The 24,791-nt window shown below is 59.6% G+C and carries 10 protein-coding genes and 1 pseudogene; 3 read left to right on the plus strand and 8 right to left on the minus strand.

Annotated features, from left to right (window positions below):
- Positions 1–86: 86 nt before the first annotated feature.
- The 6 genes and pseudogenes from FHL16_RS28895 to FHL16_RS28925 all read right to left on the minus strand — a co-directional run bounded on the left by FHL16_RS28895 (position 87) and on the right by FHL16_RS28925 (position 17,545).
- A complete protein-coding gene (locus FHL16_RS28895) occupies positions 87–1,583 on the minus strand; it encodes an ATP-binding protein (protein WP_077750001.1) in 1,497 nt (498 codons plus the stop codon).
- A 93-nt stretch (positions 1,584–1,676) separates the two neighbouring features.
- On the minus strand, positions 1,677–2,687 hold the full coding sequence (locus FHL16_RS28900; protein ID WP_138739092.1) for an SCO family protein: 1,011 nt from the start codon (positions 2,685–2,687) through the stop codon (positions 1,677–1,679).
- 17 nt (positions 2,688–2,704) lie between these two features.
- Positions 2,705–5,512 (minus strand): multicopper oxidase domain-containing protein, encoded by a 2,808-nt coding sequence (locus FHL16_RS28905; protein ID WP_077750004.1) that lies wholly within the window; start codon positions 5,510–5,512, stop codon positions 2,705–2,707.
- A 182-nt stretch (positions 5,513–5,694) separates the two neighbouring features.
- Positions 5,695–5,854, minus strand: a pseudogene (locus FHL16_RS34580) (two-component sensor histidine kinase); the annotation flags it as partial.
- An 86-nt stretch (positions 5,855–5,940) separates the two neighbouring features.
- Positions 5,941–6,345: a hypothetical protein gene (locus FHL16_RS34150; protein ID WP_158080554.1), complete on the minus strand. Its 405-nt coding sequence runs from the start codon at positions 6,343–6,345 to the stop codon at positions 5,941–5,943.
- Positions 6,346–6,559: 214 nt separating this feature from the next.
- The gene (locus FHL16_RS28925; RefSeq protein WP_077750007.1) at positions 6,560–17,545 is read right to left on the minus strand and encodes a peroxidase family protein; all 10,986 of its coding nucleotides are present in this window, start codon (positions 17,543–17,545) and stop codon (positions 6,560–6,562) included.
- Between the two features lie 694 nt (positions 17,546–18,239).
- On the opposite strand from FHL16_RS28925, the gene FHL16_RS28930 reads away from it, so the two are divergent.
- From FHL16_RS28930 to FHL16_RS28940, 3 genes are read left to right on the plus strand one after another with little or no spacing between them, the layout of a single operon-like run.
- Positions 18,240–19,976 carry a type I secretion system permease/ATPase gene (locus FHL16_RS28930; protein WP_010458626.1) on the plus strand — a complete coding sequence of 579 codons (1,737 nt, stop codon included), beginning with the start codon at positions 18,240–18,242 and terminating at the stop codon, positions 19,974–19,976.
- Positions 19,977–19,982: 6 nt separating this feature from the next.
- The gene (locus tag FHL16_RS28935) at positions 19,983–21,323 is read left to right on the plus strand and encodes an HlyD family type I secretion periplasmic adaptor subunit (protein WP_077750010.1); all 1,341 of its coding nucleotides are present in this window, start codon (positions 19,983–19,985) and stop codon (positions 21,321–21,323) included.
- Between the two features lies 1 nt (position 21,324).
- Positions 21,325–22,653: a TolC family outer membrane protein gene (locus tag FHL16_RS28940; protein WP_077750012.1), complete on the plus strand. Its 1,329-nt coding sequence runs from the start codon at positions 21,325–21,327 to the stop codon at positions 22,651–22,653.
- A 181-nt stretch (positions 22,654–22,834) separates the two neighbouring features.
- Here FHL16_RS28940 and FHL16_RS28945 read toward each other — a convergent pair whose 3' ends face one another.
- On the minus strand, positions 22,835–23,620 hold the full coding sequence (locus tag FHL16_RS28945) for a sulfite exporter TauE/SafE family protein (RefSeq protein WP_010458623.1): 786 nt from the start codon (positions 23,618–23,620) through the stop codon (positions 22,835–22,837).
- 255 nt (positions 23,621–23,875) lie between these two features.
- Complete coding sequence (locus FHL16_RS28950) at positions 23,876–24,625, minus strand: hypothetical protein (RefSeq protein WP_077750013.1); 750 nt, start codon at positions 24,623–24,625, stop codon at positions 23,876–23,878.
- Positions 24,626–24,791: the final 166 nt, after the last annotated feature.

A 24,791-nucleotide genomic window follows, 5' to 3' on the forward strand; every position in this document is an offset into this window, starting at 1 on the left:
GCGGTCATTGCGCAACAGGCTGAGCTAATCTCATCCCTTATGACGATACACCTGATCCGCCGTGAGAACCCGCCATGAGCGCTCCATCATCCTCGACCAGCGGTATGCTGTGCTCCGTACTCTCCCCCCGTTGCCACTTTAAAGTTGAGACAAACGCGGGTTCCTGCCTGCTCCTGGCTGGTCAGCTCGACCGAGCCCTCTAAGCGTTCCATTATCCTTTTGACCAGGGCCAGGCCTACGCCCAACCCGCCTTGTTTGGTGGTAAAAAAAGGCTTGAAGACCATTTGTTGCTGTTGCTTGGTCATGCCCTTGCCGGTATCGCTCAGGATCATGCACACATGGCCGGTCTGCGGCGATTCAATCTCGATACTCAGCACGCCGCCCCTGGGCATGGCTTCCAGGGCGTTGGCAATCAGGCTATTGAGAATTTGCGTCAGCAACACCTGCTGACTAACCACTGGCGGGCAGACCTTGGGTGTGAAACGGACTTCAACGCCGGAGCGTTTGATCAGCGCGTCGAAGGCACCCAGGGTGTCATCAATGATCAATACCAGATCCACCGCCTCATAGTCGTCATTCATCGGCCGCAACGACATCAGCAATTCACGAACCCAACGCGACATGCGATCGACCTGATTGATGATGTCGCCGATGTTCTTTTGCGTATTCTGGCTGGCGATTTCCTGGGCCAGTTCGGCGCTCGAGCGAATGTTCGCCAGCGGATTGCGCAAACTGTGGGCCACGGCCGAGGACATTTCACCCAGCGCCACGAAGGTTTCGTTGGCGATCAACTGTTTCTGCTGGCTCTCGAGCAGCTCGGACGCACGCCAGACAATCCAGAATAGCGCGAGGTAAATGATGACACCACCAAGCAGGGTCGCCAGCCAGATCGACTTGAAACCACGCTGGATGCGCGCCACCAGGTCCGCAGGTTCTTTGTAGATCTCCACCATGGCGATCACTTTGCTTTTGTCGGCATTGAACATCGGGATGTAGTTCTCGATGAACAAGTACTTGGGTTCGCGCAGCAGCATCTGTTCGGGACGTTCTTCATCGATCTGGTGGTAGCTGGTGGACACGGTTTCCTTCATCTCAAAGGATTCGTCCAGCTCCTTATCATTTTCAATGCGCACGCCGACCAACTCCGGGTTGGTCGACCAGACCACCGTGCGATCCAGAGCGTACACCACCGCCAACAGCGTGTCCGGCAAGTGTGCGACATGATCAAGAAACTCTGTGCGGGCAGCCGCACGAGAGCCAGGATCGACGTCGGAATAGGCATTGTCACCTCGAGGATCGAGCATTTCGCCCATGGTTCTGTTCGGGGTAATCGAGGCGTGGCGGATTTCGGCATCACCAATGGCCTGAATGAATTGCGCAGTCAGCATGGAGTCGCGCTCGATGCTTTCCTCGACGACGAAGCGCGTAGATATATAACCCAGCCCCAGCGCCACGGCGGCGATGATGAAAAAACTGCCCAGGGAAAACCAGCGCAGCAGATTGAACTGGCCACGCAAGCCCGTGCCTTCTCCTGCCGCCCTGTGCGGCAACGCAGGTACTTTTTGGCGTTGGAGTATCTGCATGGGTGGCTCCTGAGTACCGGGTTGAAGCCTCTTCATTGGATCAGTGCTGGTGGCATTGATCGAGCCCGACGGCTCAATGATTGTATTCAGCTGCTATTGCAGCTGCGCCGCCTGCAACGATTGTTGACGGTCAGTTTCTTCCTGCAAAAAATCCATGATGGACTGCGCTGCGTCTTCATCCAGGCGCAGGTTGGGCATTGGAATCTTGTCAAAGCGCTCAAACAGTTCCAGCGCAATCGGGTCCTTTTCGGCAAGCATGCGGTCCGGTTCGCGGATCCAGCGATTGAGCCAGACGGGGTCTCGCTGACGGGTCACGCCGATAAGGTCCGGGCCGATGCTGCGCATGCCGATGCCCTGCCCGTCTTGCGGCCCGAGGCTGTGACACGACGCGCAACGGGTGCGAAACAATTCTTCTCCGTTGCTCGGCGGACGAATCTCGGGCGCATTGGCGTAGCTCCCTTCGGCACTGGCCTGCTTCCAGTTCTGCAAGGTATTGGCCAACTGATCGGCGAGGATCCACGGGTTCTCGAACGGCGAGGCTTTCATCCAGCGACCGGTGCTCTGGTTGCCAACGATCAGGCTCAGGTTGTGATCCTTGCTGCGTCCGTTGTCGACGCCTTCGATAAACAGCCCGAGTTTTTTTCGCAGGTCGGTAACGGCCTCGAATTCGCCGGTGAGAAACTGCCAGCCCGGTCCCACCTTGAAGCGCTGGGCGTAGGTTTTAAGCACCTCGGGGGTATCGCTCAGCGGGTCGATGCTGATCGAGTAGAAAAAGATATCCTTCCCGACCCGGTCCCCGAGCAACTGTTGCATTTGGCGCAGGCGCGCGGTTTCCAGCGGACAGGAGTCGCTGCACGTGGTGAAGATGAAGTTGATCACCACCACTTTGCCCTTGATCAGGTCCTCGAAAAAACGCACCTGCCGACCGTCCTGATCGGTCAGCAAGGTGTTGGGGAAGTAATCGCCGCCCCAGGGTGTCGCCGATTCCGTCGGCGACGGTGCACCTTCATGAGCGAGCAGCAGCCAAGCGGCCAGCACGCCGGTGACCAGCAGCAAAATCAGGTGCATGCCCAGGGCGCGGGAGCGCGGCGTAGTTGATGTCATGTCGGCTCCCCTGCGGATCATGGTGTGACCGCTGCTTTGGTACCGTAGCCGTCGCCGGTGCGGAAGGTTGGCAGCGCAGCGGAGTTCACGTAGCGCACGCCATCCCAGCTCGGCAACGGAGTCGGCATCAACTGCACTTGCCCGGGTTTTTCAACGTCCCAACGCAACAGCATTGAGTTGTCCTCATGCTGAGTGTTGTGGCAGTGCTCCATGTAGGTGCCGGCGAATTCGCGAAATTGGATCGCAATCTCGACATTGTCCGTACCATCCTTTTCCGAACCGACGCGATACACGTCCTTGCGTGCCCATTTTTCCCATTCCGGTGGTGGCTTGCCGCCACGGCTGAGGATGATCCCTTCCTCGAAGTGCACGTGCACCGGGTGGCCCCAGCCCGTGTCATTACCCTTGATGTGCCACACTTCCAGCGTGCCGAAGCCCGTGGCGCCGGCATCGGTCGGACCGCTGGCCAGTTTGGTCGAGGTGTTCAGCCGACGTGGGTCCATGCGAAACCCGAAACCGCCGTCGGTCTTGACCGTCCAGGGTGCTTCATCGGTGCCATCAGAACGGCCGAAGGTAAAGGTGCGGTGACGAGCCTGAGCCAGCAGCGCCTTGTCGGCCGCATTGTCGCGATGGATTTTCAGCGAGATCATAAACAGGCCTTCAGCCTTGCCCGGTTTGGCCGGCTCATAAGCGGCCGGGTCCATGGCCAGGTCCTGACCGGTGTAAGCCTTGACGTTGAGTTGCAACACCTTGCCTACCGCCGGATCACCGTCCTCCCACTTTGGCCCCTTGCTGGTTTGCTTGATGATCGCCCGGTACTTCTCGGACAGCACGTCAGCCAGGGCGACGGGTTCTTCCGGACCCTTGCCGTCTTGGTGCACCAGCAGGTTGACGAAGAACAGCTTGTCGCCTGGTTTGATCCCGTTTTTCGAGAAGTTAACGATGATGTCGAAACGCTCGGCGATGCCCAGGGTTGGCAGGATCGCGTTGTGGTTCTGTTTGTCACCGTCGGCATCCAGGTCCATGGTGCCGTCGAACGGCACGGCGTGTTCCATGATATTGCCGTCGTTGGCGATCAGGTGGAACGGCACCCGGGCATACGACACGCCCGACCCGACAGGCCCTTGGAACTCGCCGCTGGTGCCCTTGATCTCGCGCACCAGCGCCATCTTGAAGTAGCGCGACACGGAGCCGTTGAGCATACGGAACCGATAGCTGCGGGCACGGACGTCCAAGGTTGGTTTCCACTTCCAGTTGACCAGCACCTGGTCACCGAGGAAGCCGGCAGTGTTGAAGGGGTTGAACCACAGTTGACCGTTCTTATCCCACGCCTTGTCGGCAAACATCAGGTTGACGTCGTAGTCGCGGTTACCCCAGGGCAAGGCGCTGCCGCTGGGGAGGCGCAGGTTGACGCCGTCATTCACCGATTCATTGGCGCGGTCCAGGGCGCTGTAGTAGTTCATCATCGCCGCGTTGCCCTTGTAGACGTTCTGCGCGGTGAAATCGAGCATGTGGTCGTGGAACCAGTGGGTGCTCATGGTTTCGCGCCAGTCACCGCGGATTTTGATCATCCCGTTGTCGCAGGTTTTGCGGCCGGGGGCGAGGTCGTTAGTCCACAGGGTTTCGCCCGGCGAGCACGGAAACGCTGCACGCGGGTCTTCAGCCTTGGTGTTGATGCTGTCGTAACCGGCCAACTGGATCGGCCAGCGATAGTCGTAGAATTGCCCAGGGAAGAAAAACGCATTGGTGTAACCGTCGCTTTCCGCCGGTACGTGACCGTTGTGTTCGTGGGTGGTGATGGTGTGCAGACCAAAACCCATGTTCGCCGACGGGTCGATCGGCAAGCCGTTGTAATGACGCATCAACACGGGTTGCCCGTACCGCACCATGAGCAATTTTGGCGGCAAGGTGCCGTCGAAGGTCCAGACCGAGTTGTGTTTCTGCACCGGCATTTTCGGGTGAAAACGCGGTTCAAATCCTTTGGAGGTGCCAGCTGTCGCTGGCACGCCAGCCACGTTGTAATAGAGACCACTGGGACCGAACTCACCCACGGCATAGCGGTGCATCTGGCGACTGTCACGCAAACCGGTATTCACCCGTGCGCCGGCTTGCACGGTCTTGTAGGCCACCTGCGGGTAAAACTCGTTCCAGCGCTGGTGCGACCAGCCTTTTCCTGGCGGACGGCCTTCAGCCGACGAGCCGATACGGCGGTTGAGGAAAAATTCAATCTGCTTCTGCCAAGGGTTGCGGTCGACCACGTTGGAATACTGGCTGGGGAACGGAGTCAGGCCTGGTTGACGCAAGAACGCGTCGAGCGCCGCACTCGGCGGAGCGCTGCGTGCGACGCTGGTGGGATCTTGTTGTGGCAGCGGGCCAATGGCGGCGGGTGGAAACGGCAACAGTGCCGCCGGGGTGGTGGGGTCGAGTTTTTCCACACCGAATTCTTCGAACAGCGCCAGTGGTTGAGTGAACGGCAGAGCACCATACAGCGGACTGGGTTTTCCGTTGGTGGGGTAATTGAAACTGGTCTGCAGCGCTGGCGGCAGGATGTTTTCCTTGCGCGTGGTGTCTTTGCTGCCTTTGACGCCACCCGGCAAGTCGAAGGAATCGAGGTTAGCCGGGGGCATGGTCAAAATGGCGTTCAAGGCGCCTACTTTGTCAGTCGGTTCGTCGTAGTACGCTGAAGGGTCGGAGGGTTCGGGCTGTCGTTCGTCGTCGATCGGGCTGGCGCGCAGGTTTGTTGTGCCGAGCGTCATTGTCAGAAGGACGCTCAGGGGCGTCAGGAGACCAAACCATTTGCAGGGGTGCCGCGCTTTTCTGTCCATCACCAGCCGCCTCTAAATCGTGAAGGGGGTAATGGGAGGAGTGCAAGGAGTTCGCCAGATTCGTAATGTTCTATACAAAGCATCAATACCCAGCAGAACAATGGCTTATCAACATCAATTTGCCATGCCCAAAAAGCGACTGGGGCATGGCACCCGCTACTGGGTAAAGTTCTTCCCCATATTCAGGGAATTCGCTTGAACAACAGGCGGACACACCGTGCCGTCGCCCTCGCGACTTTCCCCACTGAACACCCCGCCGCACCGCTCCATCATCCGCTTGACCTGCACCAGGCCACCTTGCCTGGTGGTGAAAAAAGGCCGGAACGCCAGGCTGCGTTGCTCCAGGATTTTTGCGACAGGAACAGCCAGGCGTCTTATCAGCTTGTTCAGCAGTCAAGAGTCCGTGGGAAGCATTCATCACGTTTGGATTACAGGTGGCGGGCGCGTCGAAAACCGATCAACAGAAACAGGGTGAACAAGCCGAGGACAAATCCAAGACCAATCGCCGGGTTTACCACTGGCTCAAGGTGATCTTCTTCGCAGGCAGTGCTATTGAATTGCGCGACAGTAATTCGCTGATGATCCATCGAAGACCGCGTTTGGCCAATTTGGATCGCCGCCTGTTGCTCTAGATCCAACGCCTGATACTTCCAGAGCGTTGAAGACCCTTCTCGGCAGTAGGTAAATTCAGCGGGATGTGAAGCGGCAATAATACAAGCGTCGTTGATGCCCATTTTTTGCAGCGTTTCTGTTGCGGATCGGGTGAAGTCCAGCTCGAAGACCGGAATGATCCCGGTAGCAGAAGCGGTGAGCGAAACCAACAGGCTGCTCATGGCGCAGGTCGTTGAAATGTTCAAGGTCGGGCTCCCCTATTTCCATTCCCTGGTCAAATGTTGATCGAGCGTTTCCCACGAACCGACATACCGGCGTGCCAGAGTGGTTCACGCATTTTCGGCCGAACAAACGGCCAGAGTTTTAAAAAACGGAGGGCATCCATTGCCCTCCCCTCCGATGTCCACGCTCCCTGCGACATTGCTGATCAGAACCTCAAGTGGCCAGAATGAAGTCTGCGGCAGTGACGGTTGTTGCATCGGCCACACCGACCAGGCGGATGGATTCAGGCCCTGCGGAGCTGATCAAGGTATCCGCACCGATATCGGTGATGATAACGATGCCGGCAAAGGTCGCAGCAGTGACGCCGAACGCGGAAATATCGAGCCGGTCCTGGCCTCCCACCGCGTCGGCATCGAAGCCGATGATCTGATCGGCCCCGAAGCCCGCTGCGAACATGAAGATATCGTTGCCACTGCTGGCAACCATCATGTCGTTACCGGCACCGCCAGTGACCGTATCGTTGCCAATTCCGCCATCGATAAAGTCAATGCCGGTTCCACCCAACAATATGTCGTTAGCGTCACCACCGAGCAGCGTGTCGTTGCCTGATCCACCATTCAAGACATCCGCCCCATCACCGCCGTCGAGGCTGTCATCGCCATTGCCGCCGTTCAGGGTATCGGTGCCAATGCCACCGAACAGTTGGTCGTTGCCGTCGTTACCATTGAGGGTGTCATTACCCGCTCCGGCGGTGATGACGTTGTTCAACCCGTTGCCGTTGCCGACGAAGTTGCCGACTCCGGTGTAGGTCAGATTCTCGACATTAGCGCCAAGCGTGTAGCTGGCCAGCGAGGTCTGCACGGTGTCCGTACCGCCACCTAACACCTCGACCACCACGTCCAAGGCTGCGTCGACGACATAGGTATCGTTGCCGGCGCCCCCCACCAACCGGTCAGCACCTGCACCGCCATTGAGGATGTCGCTACCCACCCCGCCGGTGATGATGTTGGCTAGCGCGTTACCGGTACCGGTGAAGTTTGCGGTTCCCGTATAGGTCAGGTTCTCGACGTTGGCACCGAGCTGGTAGCTCGTCAGACTGGTCCGCACCAGATCGGTACCACCACCCAGCGCCTCGGTGACAAGGTCACCGACGTTGTCGACCACAAACGTGTCGTTGCCGGCACCGCCGTTCATGGTATCCGCGCCGAGTCCACCGTTGAGGGTGTCGGTGCCGTCCTCGCCATTGAGGACGTCGTTGTCGTCTCCGCCGTTGAGGATGTCGTTGCCCGTGCCGCCAAACAACTGGTCGATACCGGCCAGGCCATTCAGCGTATCGCTCCCGCCCAGGCCAATCAGCACATCGTTACCCGCAGTGCCGGTGAGGGTGTTCGCAAACGCATTGCCCTGCAGGACCACGCCACTCAGTACCGTTACTGCCGCCGTCGCCGCAGAGGTCACCGACTCCAGCGTGCCGAAGCCATCGGTGTAGCGCACGATCACTCGCAGTTGCAGATTGCCTTGCGCCGCACCCGGGGTGAAGGTCGCAGCAGTCGCACCGTTGATGTCAGTGAAGGACACACCGACACCTTGCTGCCACTGGAAGCTGAAGGTGCCCAGCCCATCCGCATCGACAATCTCGCCCGTCAGCGCGGTTAGCACCTGCCCTTGATTCGGTGTCGTATCGCTGATCAGCAATGCGCCTGTCGGTGCATCATTGGCGTTGGCCACCGGCCCCAGGGTGTTGGATGAAACGCTTTCGGCCGCACCGAAGTCATCCACGTAACCGATGACCACACGCACTGCCTGTCCGACCTGAGCCTGGCCAAGCGCGAACGTGCTACCGGTAGCGCCGTTGATGTCGACGAAGCCAGACCCGTTGTTCGCCTGCCATTGGTAGGTGAACTGCGGATTGCTCAAGCCATCGACGTCGATGATGCTCGCCGGGTCAGCGGTCAACACCTGGTTCTGCACTGCAAGCCCGGTTAAGGTTGGCCCTGCAGTCGGAGCATCGTTGACGTTTTCCACCGGCCCCAGGATGTTGGACGAAACGCTTTCGGCCACACCGAACGCATCTACGTAACCGATGACCACGCGCACTTCCTGATCGACCTGAGCCTGGCCAAGCGCGAACGTGCTACCGGTAGCGCCGGCGATGTTGACGAAGCCAAGCCCGTCGTTCGCCTGCCACTGATAGGTGAACTGCGGATTGCTCAGGCCATCGAGGTCGATGATGCTCGACGGGTCAGCGGTCAACAGCTGGTTCTGCACGGCAAGCCCGGTAACGGTCGGCCCTTCGGTCGGTGTGCTGTTCCCGGACGAATCGACGATCTCCAGCGTGCCCTTGGCATCCTGGTACACCGCCCGGACGCGGATGTTCAGACCTGCCACATCGTCCGTCACCCGGTAGGTGGTGCCGATCGCCCGCGTTGCCTCGCCCGCAGCGAGGGAGGTGATGTCATCATAAACGCCCGTGCCGGCAATGGTTTCGACCTGCCAGTAGTAAGCCACCCCGCCAGTCACCGCACCGGTCGGGTTGGTCCCGCTTTGGTTGTCCGCGTCGTGTACCGCCCGATCACTGACTCGCAGCAACTGGCCGGCAACAGGCGTTTCGTCACGCACACCGGTTGCAGCATCGAGGATTGCCAGATGACCCGATGGGTCGTTGTTTTGAGCGGTGCCCACTCCGGACGATTGCGCCACGTCAGCGAACTGCAGACGCTCGATGCCTGTCAGGCGATCGACGCCATCACGCCCCGCCACCGAGTCGGTCACGATGACAGTGTCGCCATCGATCTCGATGCCGTATTCCCCCAAATTACCGGAGAACAATGCAGTGTCGTAGCTGTCATTGCCGGTCAGAATCTCCCGCACGATGACCAACTGGCCCGGGTTGTAAGTACCGTTCAGCATAAACGGCACCAGTGGCTCCATGCTGTCGAACGTGGCGATTTCCTCGCCTGTGCCATCGACATTTTCCCGCACGCTTATACGCACGTTCAGCCACTTGTCACCATCGATGATGTCGTCACCACCGCGACCTTCGATCAGGTCGCTGCCGCTGCCGCCGAGGATGATGTTGCCGCCGTCGAAGAACGTTGCTCCGGCGGGCAGAAGATCAACCAGGCCGTCGATCAGGTTGATATTGGTCAGCACACTGCCAGTTGCACCGGCGCCAGGCAGTGTTGTGGCATCTTCGTTATCACCGCGCAGGTAGTCACCGTGCGATGAACCCGACAAACCTTCCATGATGTCGAACCGCACCAGCGCCGAAGCCCCCGAACCCGGCACCGGCGGAACATCGAAAAAGCGATCGGTGAAGTCGATGGTCACGCCCTGGGCGAGCCCCTTGAAGGTTGCCCAGTCATAGCCGGAGCCACCGATATAGCGGTCACCCAGGCCGAGACTGCCGACCATGATGTCGTCGCCGCCCTCGCCGTTGAACTTGTCGTTTTCGCTAGCGCCGATGAACACATCGTGGCCGATTATCGGGTCGTTGCCGAGCGGGTCGAAGTTGTCGCCAGGTGCACCGTCCGACGTGCCCTTCTCGATCCAGTCGTCGCCTTCGTTACCCATGTCCTGTTCGTTGGCTTTGCTGCCCAGAATGAAGTCGTTGCCGTGGCCACCAATAGCCTCGGAGGCGTCCTCGCCGGTCACGATGAAGTCATTGCCGAACCCGCCGATGATCAGGTTGACGCCATTGCCACCGTGCAGCACGTCGTTGCCGTCACCCCCCTGGATGTTATCGTCGCCGCCGCGGTCGGTGATGATGTCGTCGCCGGCGCCACCGCGCAGTTGGTCGTTGCCGTCACCGCCTTCGATGACATCGTTGCCGCCGTCACCCCAGACCGTGTCATCGCCTTCACTGGCGATGAGGATGTCGGCATTGTTGGTGCCGCCCAGCACGATGTGCTGATCACCCGTGTACTTGATGTAGTTGGTGTCCGGTCCTGCGGTCAGCGGGTTGTCGCGGAACACGACCTGCTCGCCGTTCTCGCCAAGCGGATCAGCGTTGCCCAGGCCATCGTTGTACTGCTTGCTCTGGTCCCTTTCCAGATAGAAACCAGGGTCCGAGAACACCAGGCCCGGCAAGTGCGTAGCCGAGGTGTTGGCCATGATCAGCTTGGCGAACGAATTGCTTTCCAGTTCGGCATTCATCGACAGGCCAGCCGTACGCTCCAGATAGTAGAAGCGGTCGCCGTCCTGCAGTTTTTCCAGCTGGTTCTCGAACACGAAGTTGAAGGTCGAGCCGAGCATGCCGCCGAACGGGGTTTTCTCTTCGGCCAGGCCGCCGATCCAGAGATCGATGGCATCTACGCCCGTGATCGTCACTCCCTTCAGATCGTCGGCAGTTCCCATCACCCCATCTTTGCCGGCCAGCGTGACGTTGGCCCAGGTACCGGTTCCGTTGAGGAAGTCCAAGCGGTCAGCCGGCGCATCATCACCACCGAATACCAGCGCCATGGCTGCAGCGCGTTTGGCTTCCAGTGTGGTCGCCTCCGTGATCGTGCTATGCGTGCCATAGGCCGCGATGAAGTTGATCAACGACTCTGGATGCTTGAGGTGCTGCACCAGGTCGACCCAGCTGATGTAAGGCTTGAGTTGGGTATCACCGGTTTGGCTGTAGATGTCGCGGCGGACCGCATTGAGCGAAGGAATCCCCACGTCGCGGCCACGGGCAATGTTGATCGCCGGCAGGTCGAGCGGCAGGCCGAGCAGGTTGTTGCGCAGCGCCTCGGTGACGAACTCGTCGATTTCGTTACCGGCTTGCCGAGTCATCCCACGCACGATCGCACTGGTCGCATCTTCGGGCGTCACGCCACTGGCGGCATACGCCAACGGGTTGAGGAACGCCGCGATCAGGCCGAGTTGCTGATCAGGATCAGCGCTGTTCGGATCGCCGATCACGTTGAAGTCGACGTCGAAGCGATCGACGGTCTCGGTCAGCATCGAGTGGCCAAACCGGTACACGGTATGGGCGAACTCGGCGACGATCGAGGCATCGAGGTCAACGTCATAGACCTGGGTCGGTGCAAAGAACAGGTCAACGTTGGGCTGGATGGTCCGCGCAAACTCCTCGAACACCAGGTGCTGGTACTGCATCTCGGTGCCGAACTTGGCAGCCTGGAACAAGCGCTCGCCATTCCACACAAGCGCATCGATCTCAGCCTGGTTGGCGGGCAAAGCGCTCACCGGAGTGAGCAGCCACTCGTTGAGGAAGGCTACGTCACCCGAATCAAGCACGGTGTCCTTGGTCTGCGCGACCAGCCGATTGTGCTCGGAGTGGAAGATCGCATGCACCGCGGTCAGGCCGATGTTCTCGTTGACCCGGCCGTCGCCAGCGATGTAATGCGCATCGAGCAACTCGTTGTCGTAGGCCAGGTTGGCCCCGGTCTGCGGATTGAACGGCACTGCGTTGCCAGTATCCGAATCCGCGTCAGGCACGAGCACGCCACCGCTGAACACCGGCGCTGCATTGTGGGCAATGTCGGCGAGGAACTGGTGACCGGTACGCACAGCGTTGGTCAGGCTAATGGGGTCAAGCGGATTGCCTTCGACAAGGACGTCATCAGCCGTGCCACCAAGACCGTCAGCGCCCTTCATCACGACCATCGGGAAGCCGTTCGGCCCCTTGATGAAATTGCCATAAGCGTCGGTCGCCAACAGCGGGGAGTTGTCGACGTCGGCGTCGGTAAGGCGGATACCCAGAATGTCGTTGGCCTGCGCCTTGACCACTTTCCAGGTCGCCATACCACCGATTTCGGTGTCGTCTGCGGTACCAAACTTGCCATCCGCCCCCAGGTCACGGTTAGTGATCAATCTGCCGGTCGCGATGGGGCCGTTGTCGGTCAGCTCATAACCGCGCAGGAAAACCTGGTGTGATGGGTGCGAGCTGTAGGTCTGGTTTTGATCCACGAATGGCGACGTGGTGTTGGTGTGCTCATGGATGTCGTCGGCCGTGCCGAGAACGCCATCCGCCCCGGGCAGGTTGGTCGCGCGGGTCAGCACCATGAAGTTGGTGTTGCCACCGGGCACATACAGCGGATCATCCGGTTGCAGCGGGATGAAGATCGTGCCCGAACCGCCTTTGGTCACCAGGTCCAGACCGTGATCGAAGAACTGCCCGAAGAAGGTCATCCAGGCGTTGAACGGCGCGGACAACCCTGCGTCCGACGCGGTGTTCTCGAACAGGTACACATCATGGTCGTCGGCAGTACCGAACTGACCATCCATGCCGGGGCTGGCGACTATTCGAGTGCCATCCTTGAGCACGTCGTCGTTCCCCTCTGCGCCGAAGTTGAGCACACCGTCCGCACCCGGGTCGTAAGCAGTGGCATAGGCCGCCGGGTTGTTCGAGGTCTGGTCGACGATCAGATTACTGATCGTGCGCGGCTGCGAGTCAAACACAAAGCCGCTGTTCTGCTGATACGACGATCCCGGAATGGCCGGCGAGCCGGGGCCGAAGAAGCCGGCAGGAGCACCTTCCGCCGGATTGAAGACCGGATCGGTCAAGCGCGGGAAGGTGTTATCCGCGGCACCAAACTCGGTGTTGTTGATGCCGTTGAGGTTCATCAGGTTGTTGTTCGAGCCGTCGACCGCACGCAGGCCCAACGGCGCGCGGATATTCGGGATCAGCGAGAGGATGTCCTGACCGGCCGCATCAGCCTCGGCAATCTTGATCTGATCAAGGATGAAGTTGAGGTCGGAGCGGACCATGTTAAGGCCCTCGCCCCCCGCGGTGGCATTGACTACCGGTGTCTGCGCCGTCGGCACAACCGGCTCGCCGGGAGCCACCACATCAGTCGGTTGCGAGAACACCACTTCAGTCGTGCCGTGACCATCCTGGTAGATCGCTTTGACCCGCAGTGCCAGCCCGGCAAGATCCGGCGAGACCTTGAACGTGGTGCCGTCGGCACTTTGGAACGCCAGGTCACCCGCTGGCAGCTGGATGATGTCTTCGAACACGCCGGTGCCGGGGTCGGCTTCGAACTGCCAATAGTAGGACACCGAGGCATTGTTGACGAAACCCTGCGGGTTACCCACCGTGATGTTGTCGGAATCGCGCACTCCGGCCATGCTCACCGTCAATGTGTCGCCCACTGTGATCGCGCCGCCGTTTCCATCCGCGACGGTCGGTCTGCCCAACGGTTGTGCGTTCAGATCCGGCACCAGCACTTGCTGGGTATCGGCGAATTGCAGGCGTTCGATATGCAGCAAGGTATCGGTGCCGTCGCGACCCGCTTCGGTATCGGTCACTGTCCAGACATCGTCCGCCACATTGGCCGTGCCTCGGGTGTCACGCGTCACCACATACTCAGACTGAAGGCCGGAGAAAACGGCAGTGTCGAAAGCCGCCCCGCCTGTCGAAGTGCCCGGCAGGATTTCCCGCACGGCCTTGAGCTGACCTGGGTTATAGGTGCCGTCGATCATGAACGGAATCATGTCGACCATGCTGTCGAAGGTGGCGATTTCAGGGCCGGTATGGTTGACGTCGTTGGGGCCATACACCGCAATTCTGACGTTGATCCATTTGTCGCCATCGATCAGGTCATCGCCACCACGCCCCTCGATCAGGTCACTGCCATTGCCACCGAGGATGATATTGCCCGTGGCAAAACCAGTGGTCGGCAAGCCGGCATCGGCCAGGAATTGCTCCAGTCCGCGAATCAACGCCACATTGGTCAGCGCACTGCCCGTGGTCCCGCCGTGGTCGGCAATCGTGACCGCATCAACATTATCGCCCTTGAGCACATCGCCAAATTGCGAACCGGACAAGCCTTCGACCTCGGCAAAACGGTCGAGGATCGAGGTCGGTGAGGCACCGACCGGATTGAACGGCCCGTTGTTCTGGTTTGGCGCGTTGCCGTGTGGTTGCGCCAGCGTGGCCATGGTCAGGTCAACGGTCACACCGACCCTGTCATTTTTGTAGGTCACCCAGTCGAAACCGGACATGCCGTCCATATTGTCCTGGGCATCGCTGCCGACAAAGATGTCATCGCCACCCTCGCCGATCATTTCGTCGAAGCCACCACCACCGACAAAGATATCGTTGCCGATCACGTCATCATTGAGCAACGGCGAGGCGTTATCGCCTGGCGCACCGTCCTGGGTACCGCTCTCGATCCAGTCATCACCTTCGTTGCCCGTAGCTGGCAGGTTGGTCTTGGCCCCGAGGATGAAATCGTCACCCTGACCGCCGAAGGTGGTGCTGATGTCTTCGGTGGTGATGATGAAGTCCTGGCCATCGCCCCCCAGGATCAGGTTGCCGCCAACCAGCATGCTACCGGCGACGATCACATCGTTACCGGCATTACCTTCCAGACGGTTGTCACCGAACGAGTCGGTGATGATGTCATCGCCCGCGCCGCCCAGTACCGCATCGTTGCCGGCGCCGCCTTCGAGGCGGTCGTTGCCACCGTCGCCGTAAAGGGTGTCATCGCCCTCACCGGAGACGATGATGTCATTGCCAGCGGTGCCACCCAGGACGACATGGTCTTCGCCGGTATATTGCAGATAATTACTGTCCGCCCCCACGGTGTCGGGGTTATCGCGGATCACCAGCGGCACGATTTCCACACCGTTGATCATGAGGCCGCCAGTTGGATCGGCGCTGCCCGCGCCAAGGCCAGTGAACTGATTGGCCTGATTCACTTCCAGGGTGTAAGTAGGCGTCAGGAACACGGTGTTCGACAGGTGTGTGACATCGGTGTTGAGCATGATCAGCTTGGCAAAGGAGTTGTTTTCCAACTCGGTGCCGAAGTTCAGGCCCGCGGTACGTGACAGATAGTAGAAGCGGTCGCCGTCCTGCAACGCCTCCATCTGGGTCTCAAACACGAAGTTGAACGACGAACCGAGCATACCGCCGAACGGCATCTTCTGCTCGGCGAGGCCACCGACCCAGAAGTCGATATCGTCGACGCCCGTGATCGTTACACCCGTCACGTCGTCGGCAGTACCCAGCAGCCCATCCTTGCCGGCCAGCGTTACGTTGCCATAGGCGCCGGTACTGTTGAGGAAGTCCAGGCGGTCAGCCGGCGCATCATCGCCACCGAATACCAGCGCCAGGGCTGCAGCGCGTTTGTCTGCCAGCGTGGTCGCCGCCGTAATCGTTTCATGCGTGCCATAGGCTGCGATGAAGTTGACCAACGACTCGGGGTGTTTGAGGTTGTCCGCGAAGTCTGCCCAACTGATGTACGGCTTGAGTTGGCTGTCGCCGGTTGATGAGTAGAACTCACGCCGCGCCTCATTCAAGGTCGGGATACCCGTGTCGCGACCACGCGCCAGATTCAAGGCCGGCAAATCGAGGGGCAGACCGAGCAGATTATTGCGCAACGCTTCGGTGACGAACTCGTCGATCTCGTTGCCGAGCTGGCGGGTCACACCGCGAATGATCGCCCCTGCCGCTTCGTCCGCAGTGGCCCCGCTGCCGGCGAACGCCAGCGGATTGAGGAAGGCCGCGATCAGACCCATTTGCGAATCCGGGTTGTTCGGGTCAGTGAGCAGCGGATTAAATTCGGGGTCGAAACGATCGACGGTCTCGGTCAACATCGAGTGACCGAAGCGATACACCACATGGGCGAACTCGGCGAGGATGGCCGGGTTGATCGAGGTGTCATACCCGTTGGGGGCAAGGAATGCGTCAACCTGCGGCTGAATGGTCCGCGCGAACTCTTCGAAGACGAGGTGCTGGTACTGCATCTCGGTGCCGAACTTGGCGGCCTGGAACAGGCGTTCGCCGTCCCACACCAAGGCTGATATTTCGGCGAGTGTCGTAGGCATTGCGGCGACGTCGTCCACCAGCCACTCATTGAGAAACGCCAGATCGCCGGCGGCCAGGATGGTTTGCTTGGATTGCTGGACCAGGCGGTTGTGCTCGGAGTGGAACACATGGTGCACGGCGGTCAGGCCAATGTTTTCGTTCGCCCGGCCGTCGCCGGCAATGTAGTGGGCGTCGAGCAGTTCGTTGTCATAGGTCAGGTTGTTGCCGCCCGCACCCACGGGCTGCGCATTGCCGACATCGGCGTCGGCATCCGCTTGCAGAACCCCACCGACGACGACCGGCGCGGCATTGTGGGCGATGTCGTCGAGGAAACCATGTCCGGTGCTTACGGCGTTGGCCAGACTGATCGGCGCATCCCGGTTGCCTTCGACCAGTTGCGTGACGTCATCAGCCGTCCCGGCAATACCGTCGGTACCGTTACTGGTGCGCATCACCACCTGCGGCATACCGTTCGGCCCCCGGATGAAGCTGCCATAGGCATCAGTCGCGAGCAACGGCACGTTGTGCACATCGAGGTCGGTCAGGTTGATGCCGAGAATGTCACGGGCCTGGGCTTTTACCACTGCCCAGGTCGCCATGCCGCCGCTTTCGCCGTCGCCATCATCGGCCGTGCCGAATTTGCCATCAGCGCCGAGATCGCGGTTGGTAATCAAGCGCCCCGTTGCAATAGGGTCACCGGCCGCGTTGAGGACGTACTCACGCAGGAACACCTGGTGCGACGGGTGCGAGCTGTATGTTTGGCTCTGGTCTACGAACGGTGAGGTGGTGTTGGGCTGACCATCATCGGAAGTGCCGACAATTCCGTCCGCGCCGGCCGTACGCACTGCACGTGGCAGCACCATGAAGTTGGTCGGGCTGCCCGGCACAAACAACGGATCGTCCGGCTGCAGCGGAATAAACACAACGTCGGTACTGCTCTTGCTGAGCAGATCAAGGCCGTGGTCGAAGAACTGGCCGAAGAAGGTCATCCACGAGTTGAAGCCGGCGGTCAGGCCGGCGTCCGGCGACTCGTTGGGGATGAAGAATACTTCCTTGTCGTCGGCCGTGCCGAACACGCCGTCCAGACCGGGGCTGATCACTGGGTCAGCACCACCGTTCGCAGCGACAGCGGCCGGGTTGTTGGCGGTCTGGTCGTTGATCAGGTTACTGATAATCCGTGGCTGCGGATCGACCACCGTCCCTGTCCCGACGTACGACGCACGATACGAAGCGTCAAGCAGGCGCAGGAAGGAATTGTCCGCAGCGCCAAATTCGCTTTGTCCGGCGACCAGGTTGTTGTAGCTGCCATCGACGGTTCGCAGGCCGTATGGCACCTGACTGTTGGGTAGCAAATCACTAAGGCTGGCGCCGTCGGCATGCGCTTCTGCGATGAAGATTTGCTTGAGAATGAACTCCAGGTCCGACTTGTTGAAATTGGCCATTTCGATTGCCCTCGATCTATATGGGAAAGGCTCGGGACGAATAAATCCTCCCGCGCCAAGTCACGTGCTGGCTTGCGCAGTTCGTTGGTTCAGTGTTTGGCGAGAGCAGGCGTGGGGCAGGCAAAGCCGTCCCCTGCGCCAGTGAATGCGCGCCTGGAATTCGCTGGATGAAATTGCTCGCTGAGCGTTTAGGCAGAGCGATTCCGAGCCACTGGTGGGCCATGGAATCGGGAAGTCGAAGCGAACTTCCTGAACAGCTCCGTCACGGTGCAACAGAACAAAATGATCGACATGCCGTGCTCCTTCAGGACCACCGTGCCCTGCACTTTCGAAGCGATGGCAAGATTCAGACGGGCGCCCTTGAACATGACTAAAGTTCTATAGCAATGCGCTGTCAATATTACGACGTAAAAAAAATATCATCGTCATTGGACATGCCAACTTACTGTTATCAAACGATATATAGATATTCAGAAGAACTACTAGAGCGAAATGTTATTTCAAACTGTATCGCTAGAGAGACAAACGCCACCTACGCTGCTGCATGTGAACATAAAAATTTACGGAACTTTTCCAGGAACGCTATGGCTTGTGTCCGCGAGAAGCATTCGCAACTACATCTATGGTTTTTCACACATTTTCCTTGCTGCTTTTTGCCGCAAGCACACCCGGCTTTTCGGTGAGGGTCTATCAAATGCACAAGCTCTCAAGTACCCGATCCGAACTGGCCGACGCGCTCTTTCGACTTCGCCGCAGTTTTTACTCGTTGGCCGGATTCAGCGGCGTCATCAACGTCATGATGTTGACGCCAGCTATTTATATGCTGCAGGTCTACGATCGAGCCTTGGTCAGTCGTAACGTCACAACATTGACGATGCTGACCTTCCTGGTGATAGGCCTGTTCTTGCTAATGGCCACGCTGGAAATGTTCCGCACCCGTGTGCTGATCCGAGTCGGCAACTGCCTCGACATGGACCTCAATCGACGCATTTTCACCGCAGCATTCGAGCGCAACCTGAGTCGCGCCGGAGGCAATCCGGCCCAGGCCCTGCAAGATCTCGCACAGGTGCGTCAATTTCTCACCGGCAATGGTCTGTTCGCATTCTTTGATGCGCCTTGGACCCCCATCTACCTGCTGGTCGCCTATTTGATCCACCCGCTGCTCGGACTGGTCACGCTGATCGGCTCGCTGATTCTGGTGGGCCTGGCTTATCTCACCGAGAAGGCAACGCAAAAGCCACTGGCCGAAGCCAATCAGGCTGCCCTCACCTCCGCCAGCTACGCCAACAACAACCTGCGCAACGCCGAGGTTATCGAGGCCATGGGCATGCTGCCTTCGATCGGCAAGCGCTGGTACCAAAGCCATTTGCACATTCTGGAAATGCAGACCCTGGCTTCCGACCGTGCTGCCCTGATCAGCAGTACCGGGCGCTTCGTGCGCATCACTTTGCAATCGCTGATCCTCGGCGCCGGCGCGTTGCTGGCGATCGAAGGCAAGATCACCCCGGGGATGATGATTGCTTGCTCGATCCTCACCGGCCGCGCGCTGGCCCCGGTTGAACAAGTCATCGCGTCGTGGAAGCAATTGCTTGGCTGCCGTTCGGCCTGGGCCCGGTTGAACGAGATGCTGAACGACTATCCTCGCCGGCCACCGAGCATGTCGCTGCAGCGGCCGCTGGGCATGCTGGCGGTGGAGAATGTGTATGCCGGTGCGCCCGGCACCAGCAACACGATTCTGCGCGGAGTGAGCTTCAACCTTTCCCCCGGCGAAAGCCTTGGCATTATCGGTCCATCCGCCTCGGGCAAATCCACCCTCGCTCGTCTGTTGGTTGGCGTCTGGCCGGCGCAGGCCGGCAAGGTGCGCCTGGACGGCGCGGACATCTTCACCTGGAACAAGGGCGAACTTGGCCCCTGGCTCGGTTACCTGCCACAGGACGTGGAGCTGTTCGAGGGCACCATCGCCGACAACATTGCGCGCTTTGGCGAAGTGGACAGCGATGCGGTCATACGCGCCGCCAGGACGACTGGAGTGCACGAGATGATCCTGCGTTTGGCGCAGGGTTATGAGACCCGTCTGGGCACCGACGGCAGCCCGCTGTCCGGAGGCCAGAAGCAACGCATCGCCTTGGCTCGCGCGCTGTATGGAGAACCCAATCTGATTGTGCTGGACGAGCCGAACGCCAACCTCGACGACGTCGGTGAAAAGGGCTTGGTCGAGGCGCTGGCTCAACTGAAAAACCGCGGCGCCACCGTCATTCTGATTTCCCACCGTCCCAATGTGCTCTGCGCCGTCGATAAGGTGCTGATGCTGCGCGACGGCGGTGTGCAGATGCTCGGTACTCGCGACGAAGTATTTGCAGCGCTGCGCAAGGCCAGTGTGATGCCTGCAGGCGCATCGACTCCGCTGGCCTCCGTCAAATCACGGGAGTGACCGATCATGCAAATGAGCCAACACACCGAGATGATTCTCGCCGATCCCAGGAACGTGGTGGATCTGGACGTCGGTAAACCCGTGCGCTGGGGCATGTTGCTGATGCTCGCCGGCTTCGGCGGCTTCCTCCTGTGGTCCTGGCTGGCGCCACTGGATGCCGGCGTGGTCGCGACTGGCACGGTCAAAGTCACCAGCAATCGTAAAGCCGTGCAGCATCTGACCGGCGGCACTGTGGAGGCCATTCTTGTTCGCGAAGGTGATGCAGTGAAAAAAGGCCAGGAGCTGGTCCGCCTCGACTCGCTGCGCGCCGCCTCCGAACAGGGTGCGGTCAGCGCCCAGTACATCGTCAGCAAGACGGTGGAAAACCGTCTGGAAGCGGAACGCGACGGCCGCGACGTGGTGAACTACGACCCTGAACTGCTCAAGCGCTTCGGGAATGACCACCGCCTGGTGGCCGCCATGAATCTGCAACAACGCCTGCTGGACACCCGACGCGCCGGCCTCGCTGGCGAAATCAGCATCCTTCAGGAAAACCTCGCGGCGTCGGCGGTGCAGCTCAAGGGCCTGCAGCAGGTCTATGGCGCCCGCGCCTCGCAGATCGACTTCCTCAACCAGGAACTAAAAGGTACCCGCGTGCTGGCGGCCGAAGGCTATGTGCCACGCAACCGCCTGCTTGAGCTGGAACGCAGCAATTCCGACCTCTCCGCCGGCCAGGCCGAAAACCTCAACAACATCGCCCGCATACGCAGCCAGACCACCGAAATCAAGCTGCGCATCCTTCAGCGCCAGCACGATTACCAGAAGGAAGTCGAATCGCAGCTCACCGACACCGCCAAGGAAAATACCACCCTGGCCGACCGCTTGCGTGCGCTGGACTATGAAGTGACCCACACGGTGATTCGCTCGCCGATCGATGGCATCGTCCATTCACTGAGCATTGCGACCATCGGCGGGATCATTCAGCCCGGCTTCAAAATCATGGAAATCGTTCCGGACAATGAACCGCTGCAGGTTGACGCGATGATTCCGGTACAGGCGATCGACAAGATGGTCCCCGGCCTGGCCGTGGACATTGCGTTTCCGGCCTTCAACCATGCCCAGACGCCCAACATCCCTGGCCGTGTGAAGACAGTCTCCGCCGACCGCCTGCTCGACGAGGAAAGCAAGCAACCGTTCTATCTGGCACAGGTAGAAGTCACTCCCGATGGCATGAGCCAGCTTGGCAGCAATCACATTCGTCCCGGTATGCCCGCCAGCGTCACCATCAAGACCGGCGAGCGCAACTTGATGAGCTATCTTCTCAAACCAATGCTCGAGCGTGTCGACAGCTCGTTCAAGGAACAATGAAATGGACCGTCATTGCCTGATCTTTTGCCTGCTTGCGCTGTCCTTCCCGGTTGGCGCCATGGACCTCAAGCAAGCCTGGGATCTGTTGCAGTACCAAGGCCCCGTCTATCGCGCCGCCGTACATGAAAAAGAGGCCGGCCTGGAAAACCGCGCCATTGGCCAAGCCGGCCTGCTACCGCAGATCAGTGCCTCGGCCTACGACAACAAGGTCAATGGCACCCAGCGCCAGAGCGGCATCGAAAGGGATCTCGACTACGACTCCAAGGGCGCTAACGTGCGCTTGCGCCAGCCGCTGTTCAACAAACAGAAAATGGCCGAGTTCCGCCAGGGTAAACAGCGTGCCGACTACAGCGTCGCGGTGTTCGATGCCAAGAGTCAGGACGCCGCAGTGCGCCTGGCCGAAAGCTATTTCGACGTGCTCCTGGCCAGCGAAACCATCATCCTTGCCAAAGCCAAGTTAAGCGCCTTTGACGAGCAACTCGCTTCGGCTAAACGACGCATGGAGTTGGGGGCCGGTACCGTCACCGACATCGACGAGTCGATCGCTCGCCGCGACCTCGCCGCGGTTGAGCTGATCGAAGCGCAGGACAACCTGGTCAACGCGCGCCGCAAGCTTGAGGAATACATCGGAGAATCCCCCGAATCCCTGACCACCTTGCGTCCGACCTTCAATACGCCACCGCTGCTACCGAGCAACCTGCAGGACTGGTTAATCAAGGCTCAGACTGACAGCCCGCTGATCCATGCGCGCCGTCATAGCAGCGACCTCGCTGAAGAAGAAGTGAAGCGCGCCAGGGCTGGCCACTGGCCGACACTTGATTTCGTTGCCGGCTACACCGCGGGCGATAGCCAATCAATCTCCGAGCTGAATCAACGCAACCGCTACGCCTCAATCGGGCTGGAGGCAAACTTCCCGTTGTACAACGGTGGTGGCACTAGCGCGTTGACGCGCCAGGCGAGTGCCAATAGCTATAAGGCCCTGGACGAACTCGACGCTACGCGCCAGGAAGTCATCTCCGGTACCACCCGTGAGTATCGCGGCGTAGAGAGTGGCGCCCAACGTATTCGCGCGCTGGAGAGAGCAGTGGAGTCCAACGAACGCTCACTGACTTCGACACGCAAAGGCTTCAAAGAAGGCGGCACCAGCACCAACTCGGACGTTCTCAATGCCGAAGAGCTGCTCTTCGATGCGCGCCACGATCTGTTCGAGGCCAAGCTGCGCTACTTGATGTCGCGCCTGCGCCTGGCCTCTTCGGTGGGCAGTCTGGGCGACGACGATATTGACCACATCAACGACTACCTCGGCCCGGAACTGTTGGTCACCAACTGACGTTCACCTGCGCAGCACTTTTTGAGCAGAGGGTGCGGCAGCGATCTTTATCGACAACCAAGAGTGCCCACACCTGTCCTTAAAATACAAAACGCCCGATGCGGTGCATCGGGCGTTCGGGTGAAACAGGCGTAGCCCTGCTTCAAGACTAGACAATTTACATTTTTATCTGGGGTACACGCTAAAACGCCAGTTTGTAGCCGATCAACACCAGCATCGTGGCCAGGCAAGGACGCAGCACTTCGTCGGAGATACGACCGGTCAAGTGGCTGCCCAGGTAAATCCCCGGCAGCGAACCCACCAGCAAGTAACCCAGCACCTGCCAATCCATGTTGCCCATGCTGGCATGGCCCAGGCCGGCGACCAGGGTCAACGGCACGGCGTGGGCGATTTCCGTGCCGACGAGGCGGCGTGTCGGCAGCAACGGATAGAGGATGAACAGCGCTACGGTGCCGAGGGCGCCGGCACCGATCGAGGTCAGCGCGACCATGGTGCCCAGGACCAGACCGGTGATGACCGTCAACACATTCAGGCGCGAACCGCTGGGGTTGTAATGGCCGCCAGCCCGTTTGTGGGCGAAGTCGAGCAGGCGTTTTTTGAAGAAAATCGCCAGGGCCGTGGCAAACAGAACGAAGCCGAGGGCTTGTTTGATAACGGCATTCATCGCGTCGGGAGAAGTCTGCAAACTGCTCAGGAACCACAACGTCAGCGCTACTGCCGGCACGCTGCCGAGGGTCAGCCAACCGGTGATCGCCCAGTCGATATTGTTGTTCTTGCGATGAACCAGCACACCGCTGGATTTGGTAATGGCCGCGTACAGCAAGTCGGTGCCCACCGCCGTGGCCGGATTGATACCGAACCACAGCAGAATCGGGGTCATCAAAGACCCACCGCCGACCCCGGTCATGCCGACGATAAAGCCGACGACCAACCCTGCCACCACCAACCCGAAGTTAACGAAATCCATTAACACGCCCGCAATAAAACGCATGGAAAAACTGGACCGCAGCATAGCGATTTTTCTTATAACCAGTTATATCGATGCGAACTATCGTTATTCCACAACTTACTACTTTTCCTATTTACTCAACCCCCCCTGTGGGAGCGAGCCTGCTCGCGATGGCGATGTTTCATTCACGTGATATTGAATGTGCCAACGCTATCGCGAGCAGGCTCGCGCCTCAGGGGGATCTGCTGTGTCAGTGAGTGCGGAGGGGTTGATTTACTGCACGGGCAGGAAATTCAAAAACAGCAAGCTCTGCGCGTAGTTCAGGCCGATCCGCCGATAACGCTCGTCCAGCATCTGCGTCAGCAGATCCAGCCGCGCGACGATCTTGCCGAACTCCACGGCAAAACTCAGGTTGCTGCCCTCCTCCGAAATTTCGTTGGAGAACAGCAAGGGCTCGCCGTTTTTGTTTTGCCGCTGGCTCAGGATCCAGGTGGCTTTCTCGATGTTGCGGGCGGCGTTATTGACGAAGGTCGGGTTGATCGCATCGGTCATATAGAACTCGAGACGGTTGCCGTGAGCGGTGACCAGCATGCTGCCGATGGCGTAGATGAAGGCGCCGACCCGGTCGCCGAGAAACTCAGGGCTCATGGCGTAGCTCAGCGCCGCGAGGTCCTTCTTGCCACCGAGGGTCGGCAGCGGCTGCTGTTGTTCGATGGCCAGGCGCACTTGTTTACCGGCGGTGCGGGCGTCGAGGAAGCCGGATTTTTTCAACTCGTCCGGGTTACGCAGGTAGAGCTTGCTCATCAGCAAGTAGAGGCTGTCGAGGTTGTCGCGCATCGCCAGGGTCGCCATGCGGTCGACGCTGGTCTGGAGGAATTCCTGAGGCGTGCCTTCGCGGAACTGGCTGACGATGTCGCTGCCCTGTTGCTGGCTGCAACCGCTGGCGAAGAGCATCGACAGGCTGGCCAGCAGCAGGCATCGGCGCCGTAGAAGTGAAGCGAAGAAGAGTAAAACTCGAGCCATGGGTGCCTGAACTTGGGCATTGGCCGACGGAGGGGATCGCCGCAGGCTGGCCAAGGATAGAGCCGCCAAAGCTGAAAAAGTGCAGTGCCGATGGTCCGTAAACCCTGGCCTCCATAACGAACACCGACACATTAGTCATACTTTTAATTGCAACGCTTCACATATC

This window comes from Pseudomonas sp. FSL W5-0299, from assembly GCF_005930655.1.
Lineage (GTDB): Bacteria > Pseudomonadota > Gammaproteobacteria > Pseudomonadales > Pseudomonadaceae > Aquipseudomonas > Aquipseudomonas mandelii.

Excerpts from the sequence above, each read along its gene's own strand:
- FHL16_RS28930 (WP_010458626.1), top strand. The coding sequence starts at position 18,240 with ATGCACAAGCTCTCAAGTACCCGATCCGAACTGGCCGACGCGCTCTTT.
- FHL16_RS28895 (WP_077750001.1), bottom strand. The coding sequence starts at position 1,583 with ATGCAGATACTCCAACGCCAAAAAGTACCTGCGTTGCCGCACAGGGCG.
- FHL16_RS28950 (WP_077750013.1), bottom strand. The coding sequence starts at position 24,625 with ATGGCTCGAGTTTTACTCTTCTTCGCTTCACTTCTACGGCGCCGATGC.
- FHL16_RS28905 (WP_077750004.1), bottom strand. The coding sequence starts at position 5,512 with ATGGACAGAAAAGCGCGGCACCCCTGCAAATGGTTTGGTCTCCTGACG.
- FHL16_RS28925 (WP_077750007.1), bottom strand. The coding sequence starts at position 17,545 with ATGGCCAATTTCAACAAGTCGGACCTGGAGTTCATTCTCAAGCAAATC.
- FHL16_RS28945 (WP_010458623.1), bottom strand. The coding sequence starts at position 23,620 with ATGGATTTCGTTAACTTCGGGTTGGTGGTGGCAGGGTTGGTCGTCGGC.
- FHL16_RS28900 (WP_138739092.1), bottom strand. The coding sequence starts at position 2,687 with ATGACATCAACTACGCCGCGCTCCCGCGCCCTGGGCATGCACCTGATT.
- FHL16_RS34150 (WP_158080554.1), bottom strand. The coding sequence starts at position 6,345 with ATGAGCAGCCTGTTGGTTTCGCTCACCGCTTCTGCTACCGGGATCATT.
- FHL16_RS28940 (WP_077750012.1), top strand. The coding sequence starts at position 21,325 with ATGGACCGTCATTGCCTGATCTTTTGCCTGCTTGCGCTGTCCTTCCCG.
- FHL16_RS28935 (WP_077750010.1), top strand. The coding sequence starts at position 19,983 with ATGCAAATGAGCCAACACACCGAGATGATTCTCGCCGATCCCAGGAAC.